The organism is Arthrobacter sp. SO3, from assembly GCF_020532825.1.
In the GTDB taxonomy this organism is placed as follows: domain Bacteria; phylum Actinomycetota; class Actinomycetes; order Actinomycetales; family Micrococcaceae; genus Arthrobacter.
Genome location: NZ_MQTS01000244.1, coordinates 1 through 17,247, shown reverse-complemented (window position 1 = coordinate 17,247; position 17,247 = coordinate 1). Strand labels below are relative to the sequence as shown.

General features: G+C 67.1%; 15 protein-coding genes and 1 pseudogene. 11 read left to right on the top strand and 5 right to left on the bottom strand.

Annotated elements, in window-relative coordinates:
- Positions 1–216: pseudogene (locus BJQ90_RS21115) on the bottom strand (endonuclease); the annotation flags it as partial.
- A 466-nt stretch (positions 217–682) separates the two neighbouring features.
- Between BJQ90_RS21115 and BJQ90_RS21110 the strand changes: the two are divergent.
- Both BJQ90_RS21110 and BJQ90_RS21105 read left to right on the top strand, forming a co-directional pair.
- A complete protein-coding gene (locus BJQ90_RS21110; protein ID WP_226762139.1) occupies positions 683–1,102 on the top strand; it encodes an Hsp20/alpha crystallin family protein in 420 nt (139 codons plus the stop codon).
- A 421-nt stretch (positions 1,103–1,523) separates the two neighbouring features.
- On the top strand, positions 1,524–2,276 hold the full coding sequence (locus BJQ90_RS21105; RefSeq protein ID WP_226762138.1) for an SDR family oxidoreductase: 753 nt from the start codon (positions 1,524–1,526) through the stop codon (positions 2,274–2,276).
- A gap of 71 nt (positions 2,277–2,347) precedes the next feature.
- On the opposite strand, the gene serB is transcribed toward BJQ90_RS21105, so the two are convergent.
- On the bottom strand, positions 2,348–3,253 hold the full coding sequence (serB, locus tag BJQ90_RS21100; protein ID WP_226762137.1) for a phosphoserine phosphatase SerB: 906 nt from the start codon (positions 3,251–3,253) through the stop codon (positions 2,348–2,350).
- A gap of 144 nt (positions 3,254–3,397) precedes the next feature.
- Here serB and BJQ90_RS21095 point away from each other — a divergent pair, with 144 nt between their 5' ends.
- From BJQ90_RS21095 to BJQ90_RS21075, 5 genes are all read left to right on the top strand, one after another.
- A complete protein-coding gene (locus BJQ90_RS21095) occupies positions 3,398–4,183 on the top strand; it encodes an ABC transporter ATP-binding protein (protein WP_226762136.1) in 786 nt (261 codons plus the stop codon).
- An 18-nt stretch (positions 4,184–4,201) separates the two neighbouring features.
- A complete protein-coding gene (locus BJQ90_RS21090; RefSeq protein ID WP_226762135.1) occupies positions 4,202–4,987 on the top strand; it encodes a sulfite exporter TauE/SafE family protein in 786 nt (261 codons plus the stop codon).
- A gap of 58 nt (positions 4,988–5,045) precedes the next feature.
- On the top strand, positions 5,046–5,855 hold the full coding sequence (locus tag BJQ90_RS21085; RefSeq protein WP_226762134.1) for a TrmH family RNA methyltransferase: 810 nt from the start codon (positions 5,046–5,048) through the stop codon (positions 5,853–5,855).
- A gap of 135 nt (positions 5,856–5,990) precedes the next feature.
- Positions 5,991–6,248, top strand: coding sequence for a type B 50S ribosomal protein L31 (locus tag BJQ90_RS21080; protein WP_024365679.1), 258 nt, complete (start codon positions 5,991–5,993; stop codon positions 6,246–6,248).
- Positions 6,249–6,372: 124 nt separating this feature from the next.
- Entirely contained in the window at positions 6,373–7,479 is a 1,107-nt protein-coding gene (locus BJQ90_RS21075) for a biotin/lipoate A/B protein ligase family protein (RefSeq protein WP_226762133.1), read from the top strand.
- A 5-nt stretch (positions 7,480–7,484) separates the two neighbouring features.
- On the opposite strand, the gene pepN is transcribed toward BJQ90_RS21075, so the two are convergent.
- Positions 7,485–10,082, bottom strand: a complete 2,598-nt coding sequence (pepN, locus tag BJQ90_RS21070) for an aminopeptidase N (RefSeq protein ID WP_226762132.1) — start codon at positions 10,080–10,082, stop codon at positions 7,485–7,487.
- A gap of 4 nt (positions 10,083–10,086) precedes the next feature.
- Entirely contained in the window at positions 10,087–11,100 is a 1,014-nt protein-coding gene (locus BJQ90_RS21065; protein WP_226762131.1) for a YeiH family protein, read from the bottom strand.
- Between the two features lie 121 nt (positions 11,101–11,221).
- On the opposite strand from BJQ90_RS21065, the gene BJQ90_RS21060 reads away from it, so the two are divergent.
- From BJQ90_RS21060 to BJQ90_RS21050, 3 genes are all read left to right on the top strand, one after another.
- Complete coding sequence (locus tag BJQ90_RS21060) at positions 11,222–12,778, top strand: circularly permuted type 2 ATP-grasp protein (RefSeq protein ID WP_226762130.1); 1,557 nt, start codon at positions 11,222–11,224, stop codon at positions 12,776–12,778.
- A gap of 75 nt (positions 12,779–12,853) precedes the next feature.
- On the top strand, positions 12,854–13,780 hold the full coding sequence (locus tag BJQ90_RS21055) for an alpha-E domain-containing protein (RefSeq protein WP_226762129.1): 927 nt from the start codon (positions 12,854–12,856) through the stop codon (positions 13,778–13,780).
- Entirely contained in the window at positions 13,777–14,628 is an 852-nt protein-coding gene (locus tag BJQ90_RS21050; protein ID WP_226762128.1) for a transglutaminase family protein, read from the top strand. Before BJQ90_RS21055 ends, BJQ90_RS21050 begins: the two co-directional genes overlap by 4 nt.
- Positions 14,629–14,733: 105 nt before the next feature.
- Here BJQ90_RS21050 and BJQ90_RS21045 read toward each other — a convergent pair whose 3' ends face one another.
- On the bottom strand, positions 14,734–15,234 hold the full coding sequence (locus tag BJQ90_RS21045; RefSeq protein WP_226762127.1) for a pyridoxamine 5'-phosphate oxidase family protein: 501 nt from the start codon (positions 15,232–15,234) through the stop codon (positions 14,734–14,736).
- Between the two features lie 164 nt (positions 15,235–15,398).
- On the opposite strand from BJQ90_RS21045, the gene BJQ90_RS21040 reads away from it, so the two are divergent.
- Positions 15,399–17,105 (top strand): GAF domain-containing protein, encoded by a 1,707-nt coding sequence (locus BJQ90_RS21040; RefSeq protein ID WP_413463729.1) that lies wholly within the window; start codon positions 15,399–15,401, stop codon positions 17,103–17,105.
- Positions 17,106–17,247: the final 142 nt, after the last annotated feature.

The window sequence follows — 17,247 nt, the reverse complement described above, 5'->3', positions numbered from 1 at the left end:
CACCTTCAACGCCGCCGCACTCGCCTCCAGCCGCGCCACCCCCGCCAAACCATCCAGGCAATCATCGGCCAGATCCCGCACCGGATCCACACCCCGAAACGCATCAAAATCACGGTCCGCCCCGGTGCCGGCGAACGCAGCAAGCGCAGCAACCGACGCCGCGACGGCCTCAAAAGCCGCCCTGCTGTCCGCACTCCACACTGTCCGGCTATCCACACTTTCAGAATAGAGGGAGCCTCCGACAATTTAGCGGCACAGGCTCGGTGGCAATACGACACCGCAACCGACGACCACCCCGGCCACCAACCGGGGAAGGGGCGAATCTCCACACCAGGGTTCGCCACGCCGCAGTTCTCCGGACCACGGTTGTCCGGGCTTTGGGCTTCTCCCATACCCCACACCGGCTCTACGAAGGGCAAGAATGCAGAAGCGGTGCCGACGTCGAATCCCGCTCGTGGTGCCTGGGGGCGCGGGCATAGCCCCCCAGAGCGGCAGCTATGCGCTTTCTTGGTCTTCTGCTGGAAATGTTTCCAGCCACCCGCAACGGACCAATGGCGGTCAGCCGTCAGCGGTCAGGCCACGATGGGACCTTTTGCCCTTAGCGCCAACGACTCCCGGGTGTGTAATGGGGCTACAGCCCCAGACCGCGCCAAGGCAGGGGCATGGATCCCGGAGGACAATCATGGCTGAACTTAACAAGTGGGTGCCGTCGGACGTGCTGGAGCCGATCAAGCGTTTCCTCGACGGCGACCTGACAATGACACCGTCCATCAAAGTAGAGCAGTTTGTCGACGGCACCACTTTGGTGGTGCGCGCTGAGGTTCCGGGGATCGATCCGGACAAGGACGTCGACGTCTCGGTCAGCGAGGGCATGCTTCACATCAGGGCGGAACGCGAAGAGAAATCCGAGCACAAAAGCAAGGACGGCTACCGCTCGGAGTTCCGCTATGGCTCTTTCACGCGCAGTATTGCGCTGCCGCCCGGTGCCAAGGAAGAGGACATCACCGCCACCTACAAGGACGGTGTACTTGAGGTGCGCGCGCCTGCCCCCGTGACGGCCCCGGACACCACGGCCAAAAAAATCAGGATCGAGCACACGTAGCAAAAGACGCCCCCGGGCGGGCGGACAGCATCAGTCCGTCCGCCATGCTTTGACGCCCGCCACCCTCAACCGGGCACCCGCCGCCGGCACCCGGAACCCGCGTCAGCCCGCTGCTGCTCGGGCATCACGCAGCCACTCGGCAACCTCGGAGTCGAGCTCCTCTCCGCTGTGAAGCTCAAGATGGTGCACCATCCGGGGTGGATTCCTCGCTCACGCCCCGCGGCACCGGGTCTGCTGATGCACAGCCTCACGGCGCCTGCCGCGCGGACCTTCCACGCCGGCGAGCCTACCCCCGCTGGCCGGGCCGTCACTAGGCTGCCGCGGCTTCTTTGTGGAACCCGAACAACGGAAAACCACTGCGCCGCTGGCATGATGGACTGCAGACCCACCGTTTTTGGACGTTTGGAACAAAGGAGCTCGTATGGGACTGCTGGACAACAAGACCGCAATCGTGACCGGTTCATCGAGGGGCATCGGCGCTGAAGTCGCCAATTTCCTCGCCGCCGAGGGCGCCGCCGTCGTCGTCAACTACCGTCAGAAGGCACCCCGCGCCAACAAAGTTGTTGCGGAGATCGAGGCTGCCGGCGGCCGTGCCGCTGCCGTCGGGGCCGACCTCACCACCCAGGAAGGCGTCCAGGCCCTGGCCAGCGCCGCGATGGAGAACTTCGGCTCCCTTGACGTCCTGGTCCTCAACGCCTCCGGCGGGATGGAATCCGGCATGGCGGAGGACTACGCCCTCAAGCTCAACCGCGACGCCCAGGTGAACATGCTCAACGCTGCCGTGCCGCTGATGCCCGAGGGCTCCCGGGTGGTCTTCGTGACGAGCCACCAGGCCCACTTCATCAACACGGTGCCCACCATGGAGAACTACGAACCGGTGGCACGCAGCAAGCGCGCCGGGGAGGACGCACTCCGCGAACTCATCCCGAACCTGGCCGAGAAGGGCATCTCCCTCGTCGTCGTCTCCGGAGACATGATTGAGGGCACCGTCACCGCCACCCTGCTGGACCGCTCCAACCCGGGCGCCATCGAGGCCCGCCGCGCCGAGGCCGGACGCTTGTACTCGGTCAAGGAGTTCGCCGCGGAAGTCGCCAAGATGGTCACCGCCGACGTCGAGAGCGGCCACACCGAATACGTCGGCGGAGCCGACTACTTTGACAAGAGCAACAACTAGGCACCAGCGTTATCGACGGAACACACGGAAGGCCGGGGCGGTTGCCCCGGCCTTCCGTTCTTGCCGTCGCCTCAGACGCCGGCGATGTACCGGACGGCGTCGAGGTACGGCAGGTTGACCGCGGCATCCGCGACTGCGCGGACAGCAGGCTTGGCGTTGAACGCCACGCCGATCCCCGCCGCGCCGAGCATGTCCAGATCGTTGGCGCCGTCGCCCACAGCAATCGTGTGCTCCATCGGGATGCCTTCCCTGGCGGCCCACTCGCGCAGGTACTTCTCCTTCGCCGCCCGGTCAATGACCTCGCCGATGACCTTTCCGGTCAGTGCGCCGTCGACGATTTCAAGTTCGTTGGCGACCCAGTACTTGAGTCCCAGGCCCTCCGCGATGGGGCGCAGGATCTGGTTAAAGCCGCCGGAGACGACGGCCACCACATGCCCGGCCGCCTGGAAGGCGGCCACGAGCTCCGCCGCCCCGAGGCTCAATGTCACTTCGGCGCGGACTGAGTCGACGACGTCGGCCGGCAGCCCGGCGAGCACCGCCACCCGCGCATGCAGGCTCTGGGCGAAGTCCAGCTCCCCGCGCATGGCGGCCTCTGTCACGGCGGTCACCTCTTCACGCTTGCCCGCATAGGCGGCCAGGAGCTCGATCACTTCCTGCTGAATCAGGGTGGAGTCCACGTCCATAATGAGGAACTTCCGCTGCGCACTGCGCAGGGAGGCCGGGACAATTGCCGTGTCCACTCCGGCCGGGCTTTGGGCTGCCGCCCTCCGGCGCAGTTCGGCCAGCCCCGCCGCGTGATCCGGGGTGGAATCCGGGTCAAAGCTGCCGTCAGCGGTGTAGACCTCGAAGCGGGCGTCTCCCGTGCGGGTTTCTGCCTCCAGCGCCAGTCCCGCTGCGTCGAGCAGCGACCGGAGCTGCTGCACCTCGGCAAGGGTCAGTTTCGGGGCATAGCTCACTGCTGTTACGTTCAGGGTCATGGCTGCAATCCTAGCGATCCGGCAAAGGAGGCCCCGAATTCGTTGCGCTCCGGTGACGCACCGGCGGCCGTTCAGCGCGCACCCGGCACGGGCGCGGCGTTCCGGTTATCAGTCGCCCACTGTTTTGTCCTAGTGTCTACTCCTATGAGTGATGTTCTTGAAATGGCCGCCGTCAGCGTTGTACGTGGGGCAAAAACGCTCCTGAACAAGGTCGACTGGCAGGTCAAGGAAGGCGAGCGTTGGGTGATCCTGGGCCCCAACGGCGCCGGCAAGACCACACTGCTGCAGCTGGCAGCCGCGCGGATCCACCCCACCAGCGGGATGGCGGGCATCCTCGAGGAGATCCTTGGCGCCGTCGACGTCTTCGAACTCCGGCCCCGGATTGGCTTGTCCTCGGCCGCGCTGGCCAACCAGATCCCGGAACACGAGAAGGTCCTCAACGTCGTCGTGACGGCCGCGTACGGCGTGACCGGGCGTTGGCGCGAGGGTTACGAAAAGGACGACGAACGCCGCGCCTTCGCCCTGCTCAATGAATGGGGCATGGGCCCGCTGCTCAACCGGACGTTCTCCTCGCTCTCCGAAGGGGAGCGCAAGCGCGTCCAGATCGCCCGGGCACTCATGACGGACCCGGAACTCCTGCTCCTCGACGAACCCGCCGCCGGTCTGGATCTGGCCGGCCGCGAGGACCTCGTCTTCCGGCTCAGTGAGCTGGCCCGCGACGAGGCCGCCCCGGCCATCGTCCTGGTCACCCACCACCTCGAAGAGGTGCCGCCGGGCTTCACCCACGCCATGCTGCTGCGCGACGGCGGCGTGGTGGCCCAGGGCCCGATCGAAGGTGTCCTCACCGCCGGGAACCTGAGCGAGACCTTTGGGCTGCCCCTGGATGTCAGCGTCACCGCCGGCCGGTACACGGCCACCGCGCGCCGCTGAGCGGGCCGCTGACCGCACGTGGAGTTCCTCAATAGCGTCCTCATTTTCTTCGCCGGGCTGTGGGCTGGCACCATCAACAGTGTTGTCGGTTCCGGCACCCTGGTGACCTTCCCGGTGCTGATCGCCCTCGGCTATGCGCCGGTCACCGCGTCCATCAGCAACGCGATGGGCCTGGTCGCCGGGAACGCCGCCGGCGCCTGGGGCTACCGCAAGGAACTGAAAGGTCGCGGCAACCAGCTGCTCAAGCTGCTGCCCGCCTCGCTCCTGGGTGGCATCACCGGGGCTTACCTGCTGCTGCACCTCCCCGAGAAGGTCTTCTACTACGCCGCCCCCATCCTGATCGTGCTCGCACTCCTGATGGTGGCCTTCCAGCCCCGGCTGCAGCAGTGGGTCCGGAACCGGGAGCAGAACCCCGAGCATGCCATCCGGGACCGCCGCCACGGCATCATCCTTGTGGTCCTCGTGTACCTTGCGGGCGTGTACGGCGGCTACTTCGTCGCGGCGCAGGGCATCCTGCTGGTCGGGATCCTGGGCATCTTCATGACCGGGACCATCCAGAACGCCAACGCCATGAAGAACATCCTGGTTCTGGGCGTCAACGTCGTGGCCGCGGCCTCCTACCTGCTCTTCGCCTTCGGCCGGATCGAATGGGCAGTCGTCGGGCTGATTGCCGTGAGCTCGCTGATCGGCGGCCTGGTCGGCTCCAAGGTCGGCCGCCGGCTGTCCCCGGTGGTCCTGCGCGGCGTCATCTTCGTCCTGGGCCTCGTCGCCCTGGGCTTTATGATCGCCAACCTGTTCAAGTGACCCGTTCCGGCGACCTGTTCCACTGACCGATGACATCACCCGCTGAAACGGCCTCCCCATGACCTTGCACCGCCTTGACTCCGCCGACGACCCCCGGGTCTCCGACTACACCCGGCTGACCGACGTGCACCTGCGCAAACTCCGGGAACCCGCCGAAGGCATGTACATCGCCGAGTCCTCCCGGGTGCTGCGGCGCGCTCTTGCTGCAGGACACCGGCCGCGCTCCTTCTTCCTCGCGGAAAAATGGCTTGAGGACCTGGCCGACGTCTTTGAGCAGTTCCCGGAGGTCCCCGCGTACATCGGTTCCGCCGCTCTGCTGGAGGACATCACCGGCTTCCATCTGCACCGCGGCGCCATGGCGGCCATGCAGCGGCCGGAACCCGTGCCGCTGCCCGAACTTCTCGCCGGCGCCCGCCGGGTCGCCGTCCTGGAGGACATCGTGGACCACACCAACGTCGGCGCGATCTTCCGCTCCGCCGCGGCCCTGGGCGTCGACGCCGTCCTCGTCTCGCCGCGTTGCGGGGATCCGCTGTACCGGCGCAGCGTCCGGGTCAGCATGGGGACCGTATTCCAGGTGCCCTGGGCCCGGCTGGAGGACTGGCCTGCCGCCCTGCAGCTGCTCCGCGGGCACGGCTTCACCGTGGCTGCCATGGAGCTCACGGACGACGCCGTGGACCTCGATGAGCTGGCCGCCCGCCGGCCGGAGAAGCTCGCACTCGTGCTCGGCACCGAGGGCGCCGGGATGAGCGCGGCCACCCTCGCCGCCGTCGACCTCGCCGTAAAGATCCCCATGCGTGCCGGCGTTGACTCGCTCAACGTCGCCGCGGCGTCCGCCGTCGCGTTCTGGGAGTTGCGCCCACGCGACTGACCGCGCCGCTGGGCAGGCGGCGGGGCCGCAGAGTTTCCGCTATGATTGATAGCTGGCCGTCCGGTGCATTCCGCCGGCCATCCCATTCATACCTGGCAACTGGCAAAATCCAGTTGTGCGAACAAAGGCCCAATTATGAAGTCTGATACTCACCCGAAGTACGAAGCTGTTGTTTTCAACGACCTGGCTTCCGGCGTCAAGTTCCTGACCAAGTCCACCGTGTCTTCCAAGAAGACCATCGAGTGGGAAGACGGGAACACCTACCCGGTCATCGACGTCGAAATCTCCTCCGAGTCCCACCCGTTCTACACGGGCAAGCAGCGCATCATGGACTCTGCAGGCCGCGTCGAGCGCTTCAACGCTCGCTTCAAGGGCTTCGGCGGCAAGAAGTAACTTCTTCTCCCCAAGGTCTTTTGGAAAAGCCCGCACCGGTGACGGTGCGGGCTTTTTTGCGTCCTGCGCTGAACCGCCCCGTGCGGCGACTCCGGCCCGGCCTGTGCATGGCAGGATTAAGGTCATGACATCCCTTCCCCCGGTCCCCGGCTCCAGCAGCACTGACGACGGCGGCGCCCGCCACCACGGGGAGTACAAGGTTCCCGGTGGAAAACTCGTCGCCGCCGATCTCGACGTCGTCGACGGTGTGCTCGCAAACGTCTCGCTCAGCGGGGACTTCTTCCTCGAGCCGGACGAGGCACTGCCGTTGATCAACCGGGCGCTCACGGGTCTCCCGGCGGACGCCACCGCCGCGGACCTCTCCGCCGCAGTGGCGGCGGCCCTGCCCGCCGGCGCCGTCCTGTTCGGATTTTCCGCCGACGCTGTGGCGGTCACCGTCCGGCGCGCCCTTGCGAAGGCCACCGGCTGGGCAGACCACCACTGGAACATCATCGCGCCCTCCGTGCTGCCCACCCACGTGAACGTCGCCCTGGACGAGGTCCTGACTGAAGAGGTCGGCGCGGGGCGCCGCAACCCGACCCTGCGGTTCTGGGACTGGGAAGAACCGTCAGTGGTGATCGGCAGCTTCCAGTCCGTCCGCAATGAGCTGGACCCCGCCGGCGTCGAACGCCACGGCATCAGCGTGGTCCGCCGGATCAGCGGCGGCGGAGCGATGTTCATGGAGGCCGGCAACTGCATCACCTATTCGCTGTACCTGCCCCAGACCCTGGTGGATGGCCTCAGTTTCACCGACTCCTACGGCTTCCTGGACGCCTGGGTGATGGCGGCCCTCGAGAAGATGGGGATCAACGCCTTTTACGTGCCGCTCAATGATATCGCCACGGAGCAGGGGAAGATTGGTGGCGCCGCGCAGAAGCGGCTCGCGAACGGCGGCATGCTGCACCACGTGACCATGAGTTACGACATCGACGCGGACAAGATGGTGGAGGTCCTGCGGATCGGCAAGGAGAAGCTCTCCGACAAGGGCACCCGGAGCGCTAAGAAGCGGGTGGATCCGCTGCGGCGCCAGACCGGCCTGGCCCGGGCCGAGATCGTTGCGGCCATGATGGAGGTCTTCGCTGAACGCTATGCGGCGACGCCCTCGGAGCTGACCGAGGCTGAACTCGCGGCCGCCCACCACCGGGTTGCGGCCAAGTTCGGCACGCCGGAGTGGCTGCACCGGGTGCCCTAAGCCGTCTACAGGGCCTGGGCCTTGAGGGCACGGTGCAGGTGGCTGCGCTGTTCGATGATGATCCGGCGCAGCGCCCGCGGGGCCTCCGGATGTCCGGCCAGCCAGTGGTCCGTCCGTACGATCACGGGATGCGTCTCCGGGCTGCCGCCGTGCAGATCCTGTCCGGCCGGGTAGAGTCCGCGGACGATCCGGCTGGCGATTTCGATGCTCCGCCCGGCCCACACCTCTTCCAGGCACTCAAAATAGGGGTCAATGAATCCACGCAGCAGCGGGGCCGGTCCCGTGTTGAAACCGGCGATCGTGGCGCTGAGCAGCTGGTTGGACAGCGAGGTGCCGTGCACCGCCTCCTGCCAGGCTGCTTCCTTGACGACCGGATCGGGGCGGGCAGCGAGGGCGGTGGCATGCCCGGATTTGCCGGCCGCGGTGTTGTCCCGGAGCAGCTCCGCGTCGAGCTCCGCAACGGTGGCCTTCCCGTTGGCGGCAAGGGCGTGCCAGAAGTTCCAGCGGAGCTCGGCGTCCACGGACAGGCCCGCAATGACGGTGCTGCCGTCCAGGATGCCGCGGAGCAAGTCCAGCTGGCTGCCGTCGAAGCGGCTGCTCGCGGCGACCGTGCGCGCCCACGCGAGCTGCTGGTCGGAGCCCGGTGCGGCCCGGTGGAGCTCGTCGGCCGCGAGAGTCAGAAAGCCAAGGCGGACGTCGGCCCTCCCGGCCTCGGGGACGTATCGTTCGATCGCGGTGGACGCGTTGCCCAAGACGTTCAGCAGCACACCGATGCCAGATTCCGTGGGACCGAAACGCTGGACGGCTTCGACGTACCGGGCCGCCGGCGTGGCGGCGTCCCGGGCCGAATCCCAGAGTGCAGTCCAGCAGAGGGCCCGCGCCATCGGATCGCTGAGCGCGCCCAGGGAGTCCCGCACGGTGGCTTCGGAGCGGGGGTCCAGCCGGACCTTGACGTAGCTGAGGTCATCGTCGTTGACCAGCATCAGGGCAGGCCGGGCCTTGCCGGACAGGGCGGCCACCTCGGTCCGGGCCCGGCTGATGTCGGTCTCGATGCTGTCGGTGCGGACCAGGGCCCCGGCGACGTGCTCGTAGAGGCCGATCCGCAGCCGGTGCGGCCGCGGCTCCTGCCTGCCCGTCGTCGGGTCCTCGGCGTCCTGGATGATGATGACCGTGCCGAGGACGCCGTCGCGCTCCTGGATCTCGCTGCTGAGGGTGGAGATGCCGGAGGTCTGCAGCCACTGCCGGGCCCAGTCCGCGAGGTCCCGGCCGGAGGCGGCGCTGAGCGCGGCCAACAGGTCAGCCAGGGTGGTGTTGCCGTAGGCGTGGTCCTTGAAGTACTGGCGCGAGCCGGCAACGAAGGCCTCGAACCCCACGTAGGCGACGAGCTGTTTGAGGACCGAAGCGCCCTTGGCGTACGTGATGCCGTCGAAGTTCTGTTTGGCGGCCTCAAGATCGGGAATGTCAGCGACGATCGGGTGCGTTGTCGGCAGCTGGTCCTGCACGTAGGCCCAGGCCTTGCGGTTGTTGGCGAAGTTGACCCATGCCGTGGCCCAGCCCGTGGTGCGGTCCACGCCAAGGGTCCCCATGTAGTCCGCGAAGGATTCCTTGAGCCACAGATCGTCCCACCACTGCATGGTGACGAGGTCGCCGAACCACATGTGGGCCATCTCGTGCAGCAGCGTATTGGCGCGGGCCTGGTACTGCGAATCGGCGGCGCGGGAGCTGAAGACATAGCTTTCCGTGAAGGTCACCAGACCGGGGTTCTCCATGGCGCCGAGGTTGTACTCGGGCACGAACGCCTGGTCGTATTTCCCCCACGGGTAGGGGAAGTCGAAGAGTTCGTTGAAGAAGTCCAGGCCGTTCCGGGTGAGGGTGAAGAGTGCGTCGGGGTCGAAGGAGGGCGCCATCGAGGCGCGGCAGTAGAGGGCCAGCGGGACCTCCAGCCGGGTGCCGTCCTCGAGCGTCGTGCCCCAGGAGTCCTCGGCCTTGAAGTACGGGCCGGCCAGCAACGTCGTGATGTAGGTGGACATGGCCTTGGTGGGGGCAAAGTCCCAGCGGCTCGTGTCCGGGTCGCTGGTGAGGAGCGTGCGCCGGGTTTCGACGCCGTTGGAGGCCACCTGCCAGTCCGACGGTGCCATGACGTGGAAGGTGAATTCCGCTTTGAGGTCGGGCTGTTCGAAATTGGCGAAGACCCGGCGGGCGTCGGCGGGCTCGTACTGGGTGTACAGGTAGCACTGGCCGTCGGCGGGGTCGAAGAAGCGGTGCATGCCTTCCCCGGAAGTGCTGTACAGCGCGGTGCCCGTGACCGTGACTTGGTTCTCCGCCTGAAGCCCGTGGAGCCGGATCCGGGAACCGTCCACGACGTCGGCGACGGCGAGTTCCGTGCCGTTGAGAAAGACGCTGTGCACCTCGCTGCTGATGAAGTCCAGGAACGTCGAGGACCCGGGTTCACTGGCGGAGAAATTGATGACGCTGCGGCTTGTGTAACCGGCGACCTCCGGATCCGCCGCCTGCCGGACGTCAACGGAGACGTCGTAGCTGTGGGTGGTGATCAGGGCTGAGCGGGTAGCGGCTTCATCGCGGCGCAGGTTCTGGTTCGACACCCCGCTATCTAATCATGAGGAACGCGGCGCCCAGCCCCAGCCCGGCGATCAGCAGCCAGGACGCGAGCGCCGCCAGGAGGGCGCGCGCTCCGGTGTGCAGCAGCTGGCCTACCCGTACCGCCGAGCCGAGGCCGAACAGCGCCATCCCCAGCAGAATGTCCTGCAGCACGGCAGCGGCGTCGAGGACAGCGGGGGAGAGCCAGCCGGTGGTGCGCAGGGCTGCCAGCGCGACGAAGCCGAGCACGAACAACGGGACGAGGGGCGGCCGCTTCAGTCCGTCGCCGGCATCGGCGCTGCTGCGGTGGTGCAGCGCTGCCGCGGCGACGATGGGCGCCAGCAGGATCACCCGGGTGAGTTTCACGACGACGGCGACCGCCAGCGCCGTTGCCCCCGCGGTCTGCGCGGTGGCCACCACCTGTCCGACGTCGTGGACGGAGGCCCCGGCCCAGGCACCAAAAACTTCGGGGCTGAGCCCCAGCGGGCGGATGAGCAGCGGCAGCACACCGATGGCGAGGGTGCCGCACAGTGTCACGAGAGCCACCGGGAGCACGGTGTCGGGCTGCCGGATCCGGCGCACCGCGGCCATCGCCCCGATAGCCGAGGCCCCGCAAATGGAAAAGCCGGTCGCAATCAGCAGCGAGATCGGCGGCGGCAGGCGGAAAAGCCTGCTGATGCAGTACGTTCCGGCGAAAGCGGCCAGGACCACTGCGGTGATCAGCAGCAGCGCGGCCCAGCCGAGACCGAGCACATCCACGAGACTGACCTTCAGGCCCAGCACCACGATTCCGGCGCGCATCAGGTGCTTGCCGGCGAAATCCAGGCCCGCCCGGCCCGGCCCTGCGGTCCAGCCGGCCAGCCCCGGGACATTGGCGGCGAGGAGCCCGGATGCCACCGCCAGCGTCATGGCCGGGAGCACAGGAACCAGGGAGTGGAGGGCAAGGGCCAGCACGACGGCTGCTGCGGCGGCCAGCAGGCCAGGCAGCAGGCCCGGCAGCGGCTTGAGAGTTAACAGGGGCACGCCACTACCTTGCCGCAACCGCCCGGAAAAGCCGTCACCGCCGCGGTGGTGCTGCCAGGCGCCACGCTGCAGGGGGGGCTCCGAAATGATTTCGCAACAAAAAGGTGATTGTCTAGTGACCATGTCTGACCTATTCCAGGATTACTCCGTGGCCGCCGAACGCACCGGCGCCTACGACGAGATGTTTACCCCCGGGCAACAAGCCCGGAAGTCTTACGGGCAGGTTGCCGGGGCGCTGCGTGAACTCTCGCTTGCTGATGTCACAGCCCGCGCCGACTCGATGGCCCGGACCTTCCTGGACCGCGGCGTGACCTTCGACTTCGCCGGTGAGGAACGGCCCTTCCCGCTCGATATCGTGCCCCGGGTTATCCCGGCCGACGAGTGGACAGTGCTGGAAAAAGGCGTGGCGCAGCGTGTCCGGGCGCTTGAGGCGTTCCTCAACGATGTCTACGACAAGATGACGGTGGTGACCGATGGCGTCATCCCGCGCCAGCTGGTCACCACCAGCGCCCACTTCCACCGCCAGGTCCACGGCTTCGAGCCGGCCGGGGGCGTCCGCGTCCATATTTCCGGCATCGACGTCGTCCGCGACGCCGCGGGGACTTTCCGCGTCCTGGAGGACAACGTCCGCGTCCCCTCCGGCGTCAGCTACGTCCTGGAGAACCGCCGGGCGATGGCCAAGGGCCTGCCCGAGGCCTTCGGCCAGCAGCTCATCCGGCCGGTCGAGGAGTACCCCCGCCGGCTGCTGTCCGCCCTGCGCAAGACCGCACCGTCCGGCGTCGACGACCCCACCGTGGTGGTCCTGACCCCTGGCGTCTTCAACAGCGCCTACTTCGAGCACACCCTGCTCGCCGGCCTGATGGGCGTGGAACTCGTCGAAGGGCGCGACCTCATCTGCCGCGGCAACCGCGTCTACATGCGCACCACTGCCGGGGAACAGCGTGTGGACGTGATCTACAAACGCATCGACGACGAGTTCCTGGATCCGCTGCAGTTCCGCGCCGACTCCATGCTCGGCTGCCCGGGCCTGGTCAACGCCGCCCGGGCCGGGGGAGTCACCATCGCGAATGCCGTGGGCAATGGCGTCGCCGACGACAAGCTGGTCTACAGCTACGTCCCGGACCTGATCCGCTATTATCTCAACGAAGAACCCGTAATCGCCAACGTGGACACCTTCCGGCTGGAAGAAAAAGAGGCCCGGGAAGAGGTCCTGGACCGCCTGGCCGAACTCGTGGTCAAGCCCGTGGACGGTTCCGGTGGGAAGGGCCTGGTGATTGGCCCCGATGCGTCCAAGGACGAGCTCGAGGCCCTCCGCAAGCGCGTCATCGCGGACCCCCGCGGCTGGATCGCGCAGCCGGTCCTGCAACTGTCCACCGTTCCCACGCTCAGCGGCGACAGGTTCGGCCCCCGGCACGTGGACCTGCGCCCCTTCGCGGTCAACGACGGCGATAAAGTCTGGGTCCTGCCCGGAGGCCTGACCCGGGTGGCGCTCAAGGAAGGCTCACTGATCGTAAACTCCAGCCAAGGCGGCGGCTCCAAGGACACCTGGGTCCTGGCAGACTCCCCGCAGGTCCCCGTGGAAGCCCTTCCGCGTCCGGCCATCACGGTCCGCGAACGCGTCTCTGTCTGGCCTGTGGAAAGCAACTGGCGCGACAGCCAGAAGGAGCAGCAGCAATGAGCCGCGGCGTGACATCCTGCACTTATCCGCTGACAGGCTTTTTTCAGATTTCCCATGCGCTGGAGGTAACCGCGAATGCTTAGCCGGATCGCCGAGTCACTGTTTTGGATCGGCCGCTATGTGGAACGGGCTGACGGCACCGCCCGCATCCTCGATGTCCACCTGGAGCGGCTCAACCACCTGCCGATGGAGGAACAGCGCAGCGTGGCGCAGGAACTCCTGGCCGTCATGGGCGCCCGGGCGCAGAGCGAGGATTTCGGCCTCCCCGAACTGCTCAACGCCCTCGCCTACGACAAGCAGAGCGCCACGTCCATCGCCGGTTCCCTCGGTGCGGCGCGGGAGAACGCCCGCCGGGCCCGCGAGACCGTATCATCCGGGCTCTGGGAAAGCCTCAACACGACGTACTACGGCCTGAACCAGCACCGCAAGGACGTCGTCGGCACCTACCGTTTCTGCAACTGGGTGCTGGAGCGAACGGCCATGGTCAGCGGCCTCGCGGACACCACGGTGAGCCACGACGAGAGCTGGCAGTTCCTGGTCCTGGGCCGCTCGCTGGAACGCGCCGACATGACCGCCCGGATGCTCTCCACCCGGGACGTGCTCTCCGCCGGCATGTCCTGGGTGAACATGCTCCGCTGCGCCGGCGCGTACGAATCGTTCCTGCGGACCCGCCGCGCGGCCTTCGGGGACCAGCACGCCGCCGAGTTCCTGCTGCTGGACCGGTTGTTCCCGCGGTCCATTGTGTACGCGCTGCGGGATGCCGACGAGTGCCTCGCCATGCTGGACCCCTCGGCCCAGCGCGTCGGGTTCATCAACGACGCCCGCCGGATCGTCGGGCAGGCCCGCACCTTCCTCGAGTTCCACCGCACCGACGACCTGATGTCCGAACTGCCGGAGCACATGGAACGCGTGCAGAAGGCCGTCTCGCAGGCCTCGGACGCCATTTCCCGTAAGTACTTCAATCAGGCAGATGAACTGGCCTGGGTGGGAGAAGTTTCATGACCCGGCTGAGCATCATTCACAAGACGGCGTACAAGTACAACAAGCGCGTCACCCTCTCCTACAACGAGGCCCGCATGACGCCGCTGACGGATCCCCAGCAGGTGGTCCTGGAGTCTTCCCTGAAAGTCTCGCCGTCGCAGGCAGCCCTGAGCAGCTACCGGGACTACTGGGGGACCCGCGTCACGGGCTTCGACATGCAGATGCCGCACGAGTACCTCGAGGTCCTGACGACCACCACCGTCGAGGTGCACCGGGCGGAACGGATCCCGGCGGAGGCGGACATTGTCGGATGGGACGTCCTCGACGCCCCGGAAACCCTCAACAAGTTCAGCGACTGGATTCCGCAGTCGCAGCTCACCGGGCCGGGCACCGAAGTGCTCGGGATCATTCCCGGCGTCGTCGCGGGGCGCAACCCGCATGAGGCCGCCATGGCGGTCTTTGAGTGGATGCGCGGCGAAATGACCTATATGAAGGGCTCCACCGGCGTCACCACCAACGCCGAGGAAGCCTGGAACCAGCGCCAGGGCGTCTGCCAGGACCTGGCGCACCTCGCCATCGGCGCGCTGCGCAGCCGGGGCATCCCGGCCCGCTATGTGTCCGGTTACCTGCACCCGCGGTCGACGGCGGACCTCGGCGAGACGGTCGCCGGGCAGTCACACGCCTGGCTGGAATGGTGGGACGGCGAATGGCGCAGCTGGGACCCCACCAACCACAAACCGGCGGGCGACTTCCACGTCACCGTCGCCAGGGGCCGTGACTACCGCGATGTGCCCCCGCTGAAGGGGATCCTGTCCGGCGGCGGCGGCTCCGTCCTCAGCGTGAGCGTGGAAATCACCCGCCTGGCCTGACCGCCGGCGTGCAGGCCGCGCCAGCCCGCCGATGCGCTGTCAGATGTTGCTGTTCTGGGCGGTCAGAGCAGCCCAGTCTGATAGCGCATCGCGGTTTCGCTGAGGTTATTCCAGACCGGAGCGGGTGGCGTCGTCCAGCGGGGTCCACCAGGTCAGCGGCGGGACCACCTTGAACCGGCGCCCGGTGACGGTTTCGGGGGTGATCCTGACGAAGTGCTCCTTCTTGCCCGCCTGCCAGGGGAACAGCAGGAGCCCCACGGTGTCGAGGACCTCCTGCTGGTTCTGCACCGGTGCGGCCTGTCCCTTGATCACCACGCTCCAGGCAATGCCGCTGTCCGCGTCCACGCCGTCGGCCTCCACGGCCACCGGGGTGTCGCCGGTGGCAGCCTGGAGTTTCGTGCCGTCCGCCGTGCGGAACACCAGGGAACCGTGGTCCACCTTGTAGTTGATCGGGAAGATGTCGGGGTGGTCGTCCACCCACACCGCGAGCCGGCCCACGGAGACGCTGCGTAATAGCCGCCAACATTCGTGGTGATCGAGGTTCTCAACTTCATGTGGCCGCTGGTTCTTCTGGGGGTGTGCGCCCTCGTTCGGATCAGTACTCATGGGGCCGAGCCTACGCCAAGCCCGTGGCGCCTTGGTAGGGCAGAAGGTCACAATCCCAGGCAATATGGTCCCCCGTCTGGGGTCTTTGCTGCCGCTACGGGGTATTCTGGCAAGAACATCGTCAGTGTCGACGATCGTTGTGTCCGTAGTATCGAATTGGGGCCATGAGCATGCATTCAATGCACGAACGTCCGGACCAGACCGAAAATGAGCCGCAGCACAAGATCGACAGTTTGCTCAAGGGTTTCGTCTCCAGGGCCGAGGAACTGCTCCAGTCCCAGGAGCGAATGGCGGGTTTGCTCGAAGCGGTCGTCGCTGTCGCTGAGGACCTCAGCCTCGACGCCGTCCTGGAACGCGTTGTGCAGTCTGCCTGCCGGCTGCTCAATGCCCGATTCGGCGCCTTGGGTGTGATCGGTGATGACCGGGCGCTCAGCCATTTCATCACAGTCGGTATCGACGAACAGCTGGCGCACCGGATCGGGCCGCTGCCAACCGGCCACGGCGTCCTGGGGCTGCTGATTTCCGACCCCCGCCCGCTCCGGCTCCATGACCTGCGCACACATGCGGAATCCTACGGCTTCCCGGCGAACCACCCACCTATGAAGTCCTTCCTCGGCGTCCCCGTCCGCGTCCGGGACGTTGTCTTCGGCAACCTGTACCTGACAGAGAAAGAAGACGGCACCGACTTCACCACAGAGGACGAGGGACTGGCCGTGGCCCTGGCGGCCGCCGCGGGGGTTGCCATTGAAAACGCCCGCCTCTACGACGATGCCCGCCGCCGCGCACGCTGGCTGGAAGCGTGCATGGACGTCTCGGGACTGATGCTCAGCAGCGACCGCGACTACACCTCCGGCGGCCTGGATCCCATCGCAAGCCGGGCATTGCAGGAGTCAGCCTCCCAGCTGGCACTGCTGGTGGCGCCCGCCGGAGACGGCGCCGGCCATGTTGTCATCGGCGCCGCCGGCAAACTCAGTTCCCAGTTCTCCGGGCGGTCGCTCGCGCTGGACTCACCCGTACTGCAAAGTGTCCTGGACGGCGGCGAGCCCGTGGTCCTCGATAGCGCCTCGGCCCTGTTCGGGGAGATCGACGGCGGGATCACCGGACCGCTGCTGGCGGTGGCGCTGAGCACCCAGGGCGCGGATCACGGGCTCCTGCTGCTGGTCCGGGAGCCGGACGCGCTCCGCTACGCGCGGACAGACATCGAAATGGGGGCAGTCTTCGGTTCCCATGTGGCCCTCGCCCTGGAACTGGCGCGGGTGCACCGGCTCCGCGAGGAACTGCTCGTATTCACGGACCGGGACAGGATCGCCCGCGACCTGCACGACCTCGTGATCCAGCGGCTGTTTGCGGCGGGGTTGAGTGTCCAGAGCCTGACCCGCTTCACCAAGGACGAGCTGGCCACCGAACGGATCCGCAATATCACCGGCGAGCTTGACGAGGCGATCCGGAGCCTGCGCGACACCATCTACTCACTCAAGAGCAGCAGCGGCGAAACGGAACTGCTTAGCGGCCGGATCCGGAGGGTCACCCGCAGGTCGGCGAAGTCCATGCCGTTCGCGCCGCGGCTGATCATTACCGGCCCGGTGGACGCCGTCACGCCGGACAAGGCTGACAATGTGGTGGCCGTGGTTTCGGAGGGTCTCAGCAACGCCATCCGGCATTCCGGCGCGGACGCCATCTCGGTGTCGGTGGGCGTGGTGAAGGGCAAGGTGACTGTAGTCATCACCGACAACGGCGCAGGTTTCGCCGAACCGGAGAAACTCAGGGGACTGGCCAACCTGGAGGACCGCGCCCGCATGCTGGACGGGGAATGCACCATCACCAGCGCTCCTGACGCCGGCACGAGCCTCGAGTGGTCCGTGCCGCTTTAGCAGCGGCAGAGAGCGCACCTGACGCCGGCACGAGCCTCGGGTGGTCCGTGCCGCTCTACGGCGCACCGGCCCGTGAGGGCCGCCGGCTAGCGGACCCTGTGGGCCCGGCTGTCTTCGGAATGGCCTCCGGGCGGGGCGGGGG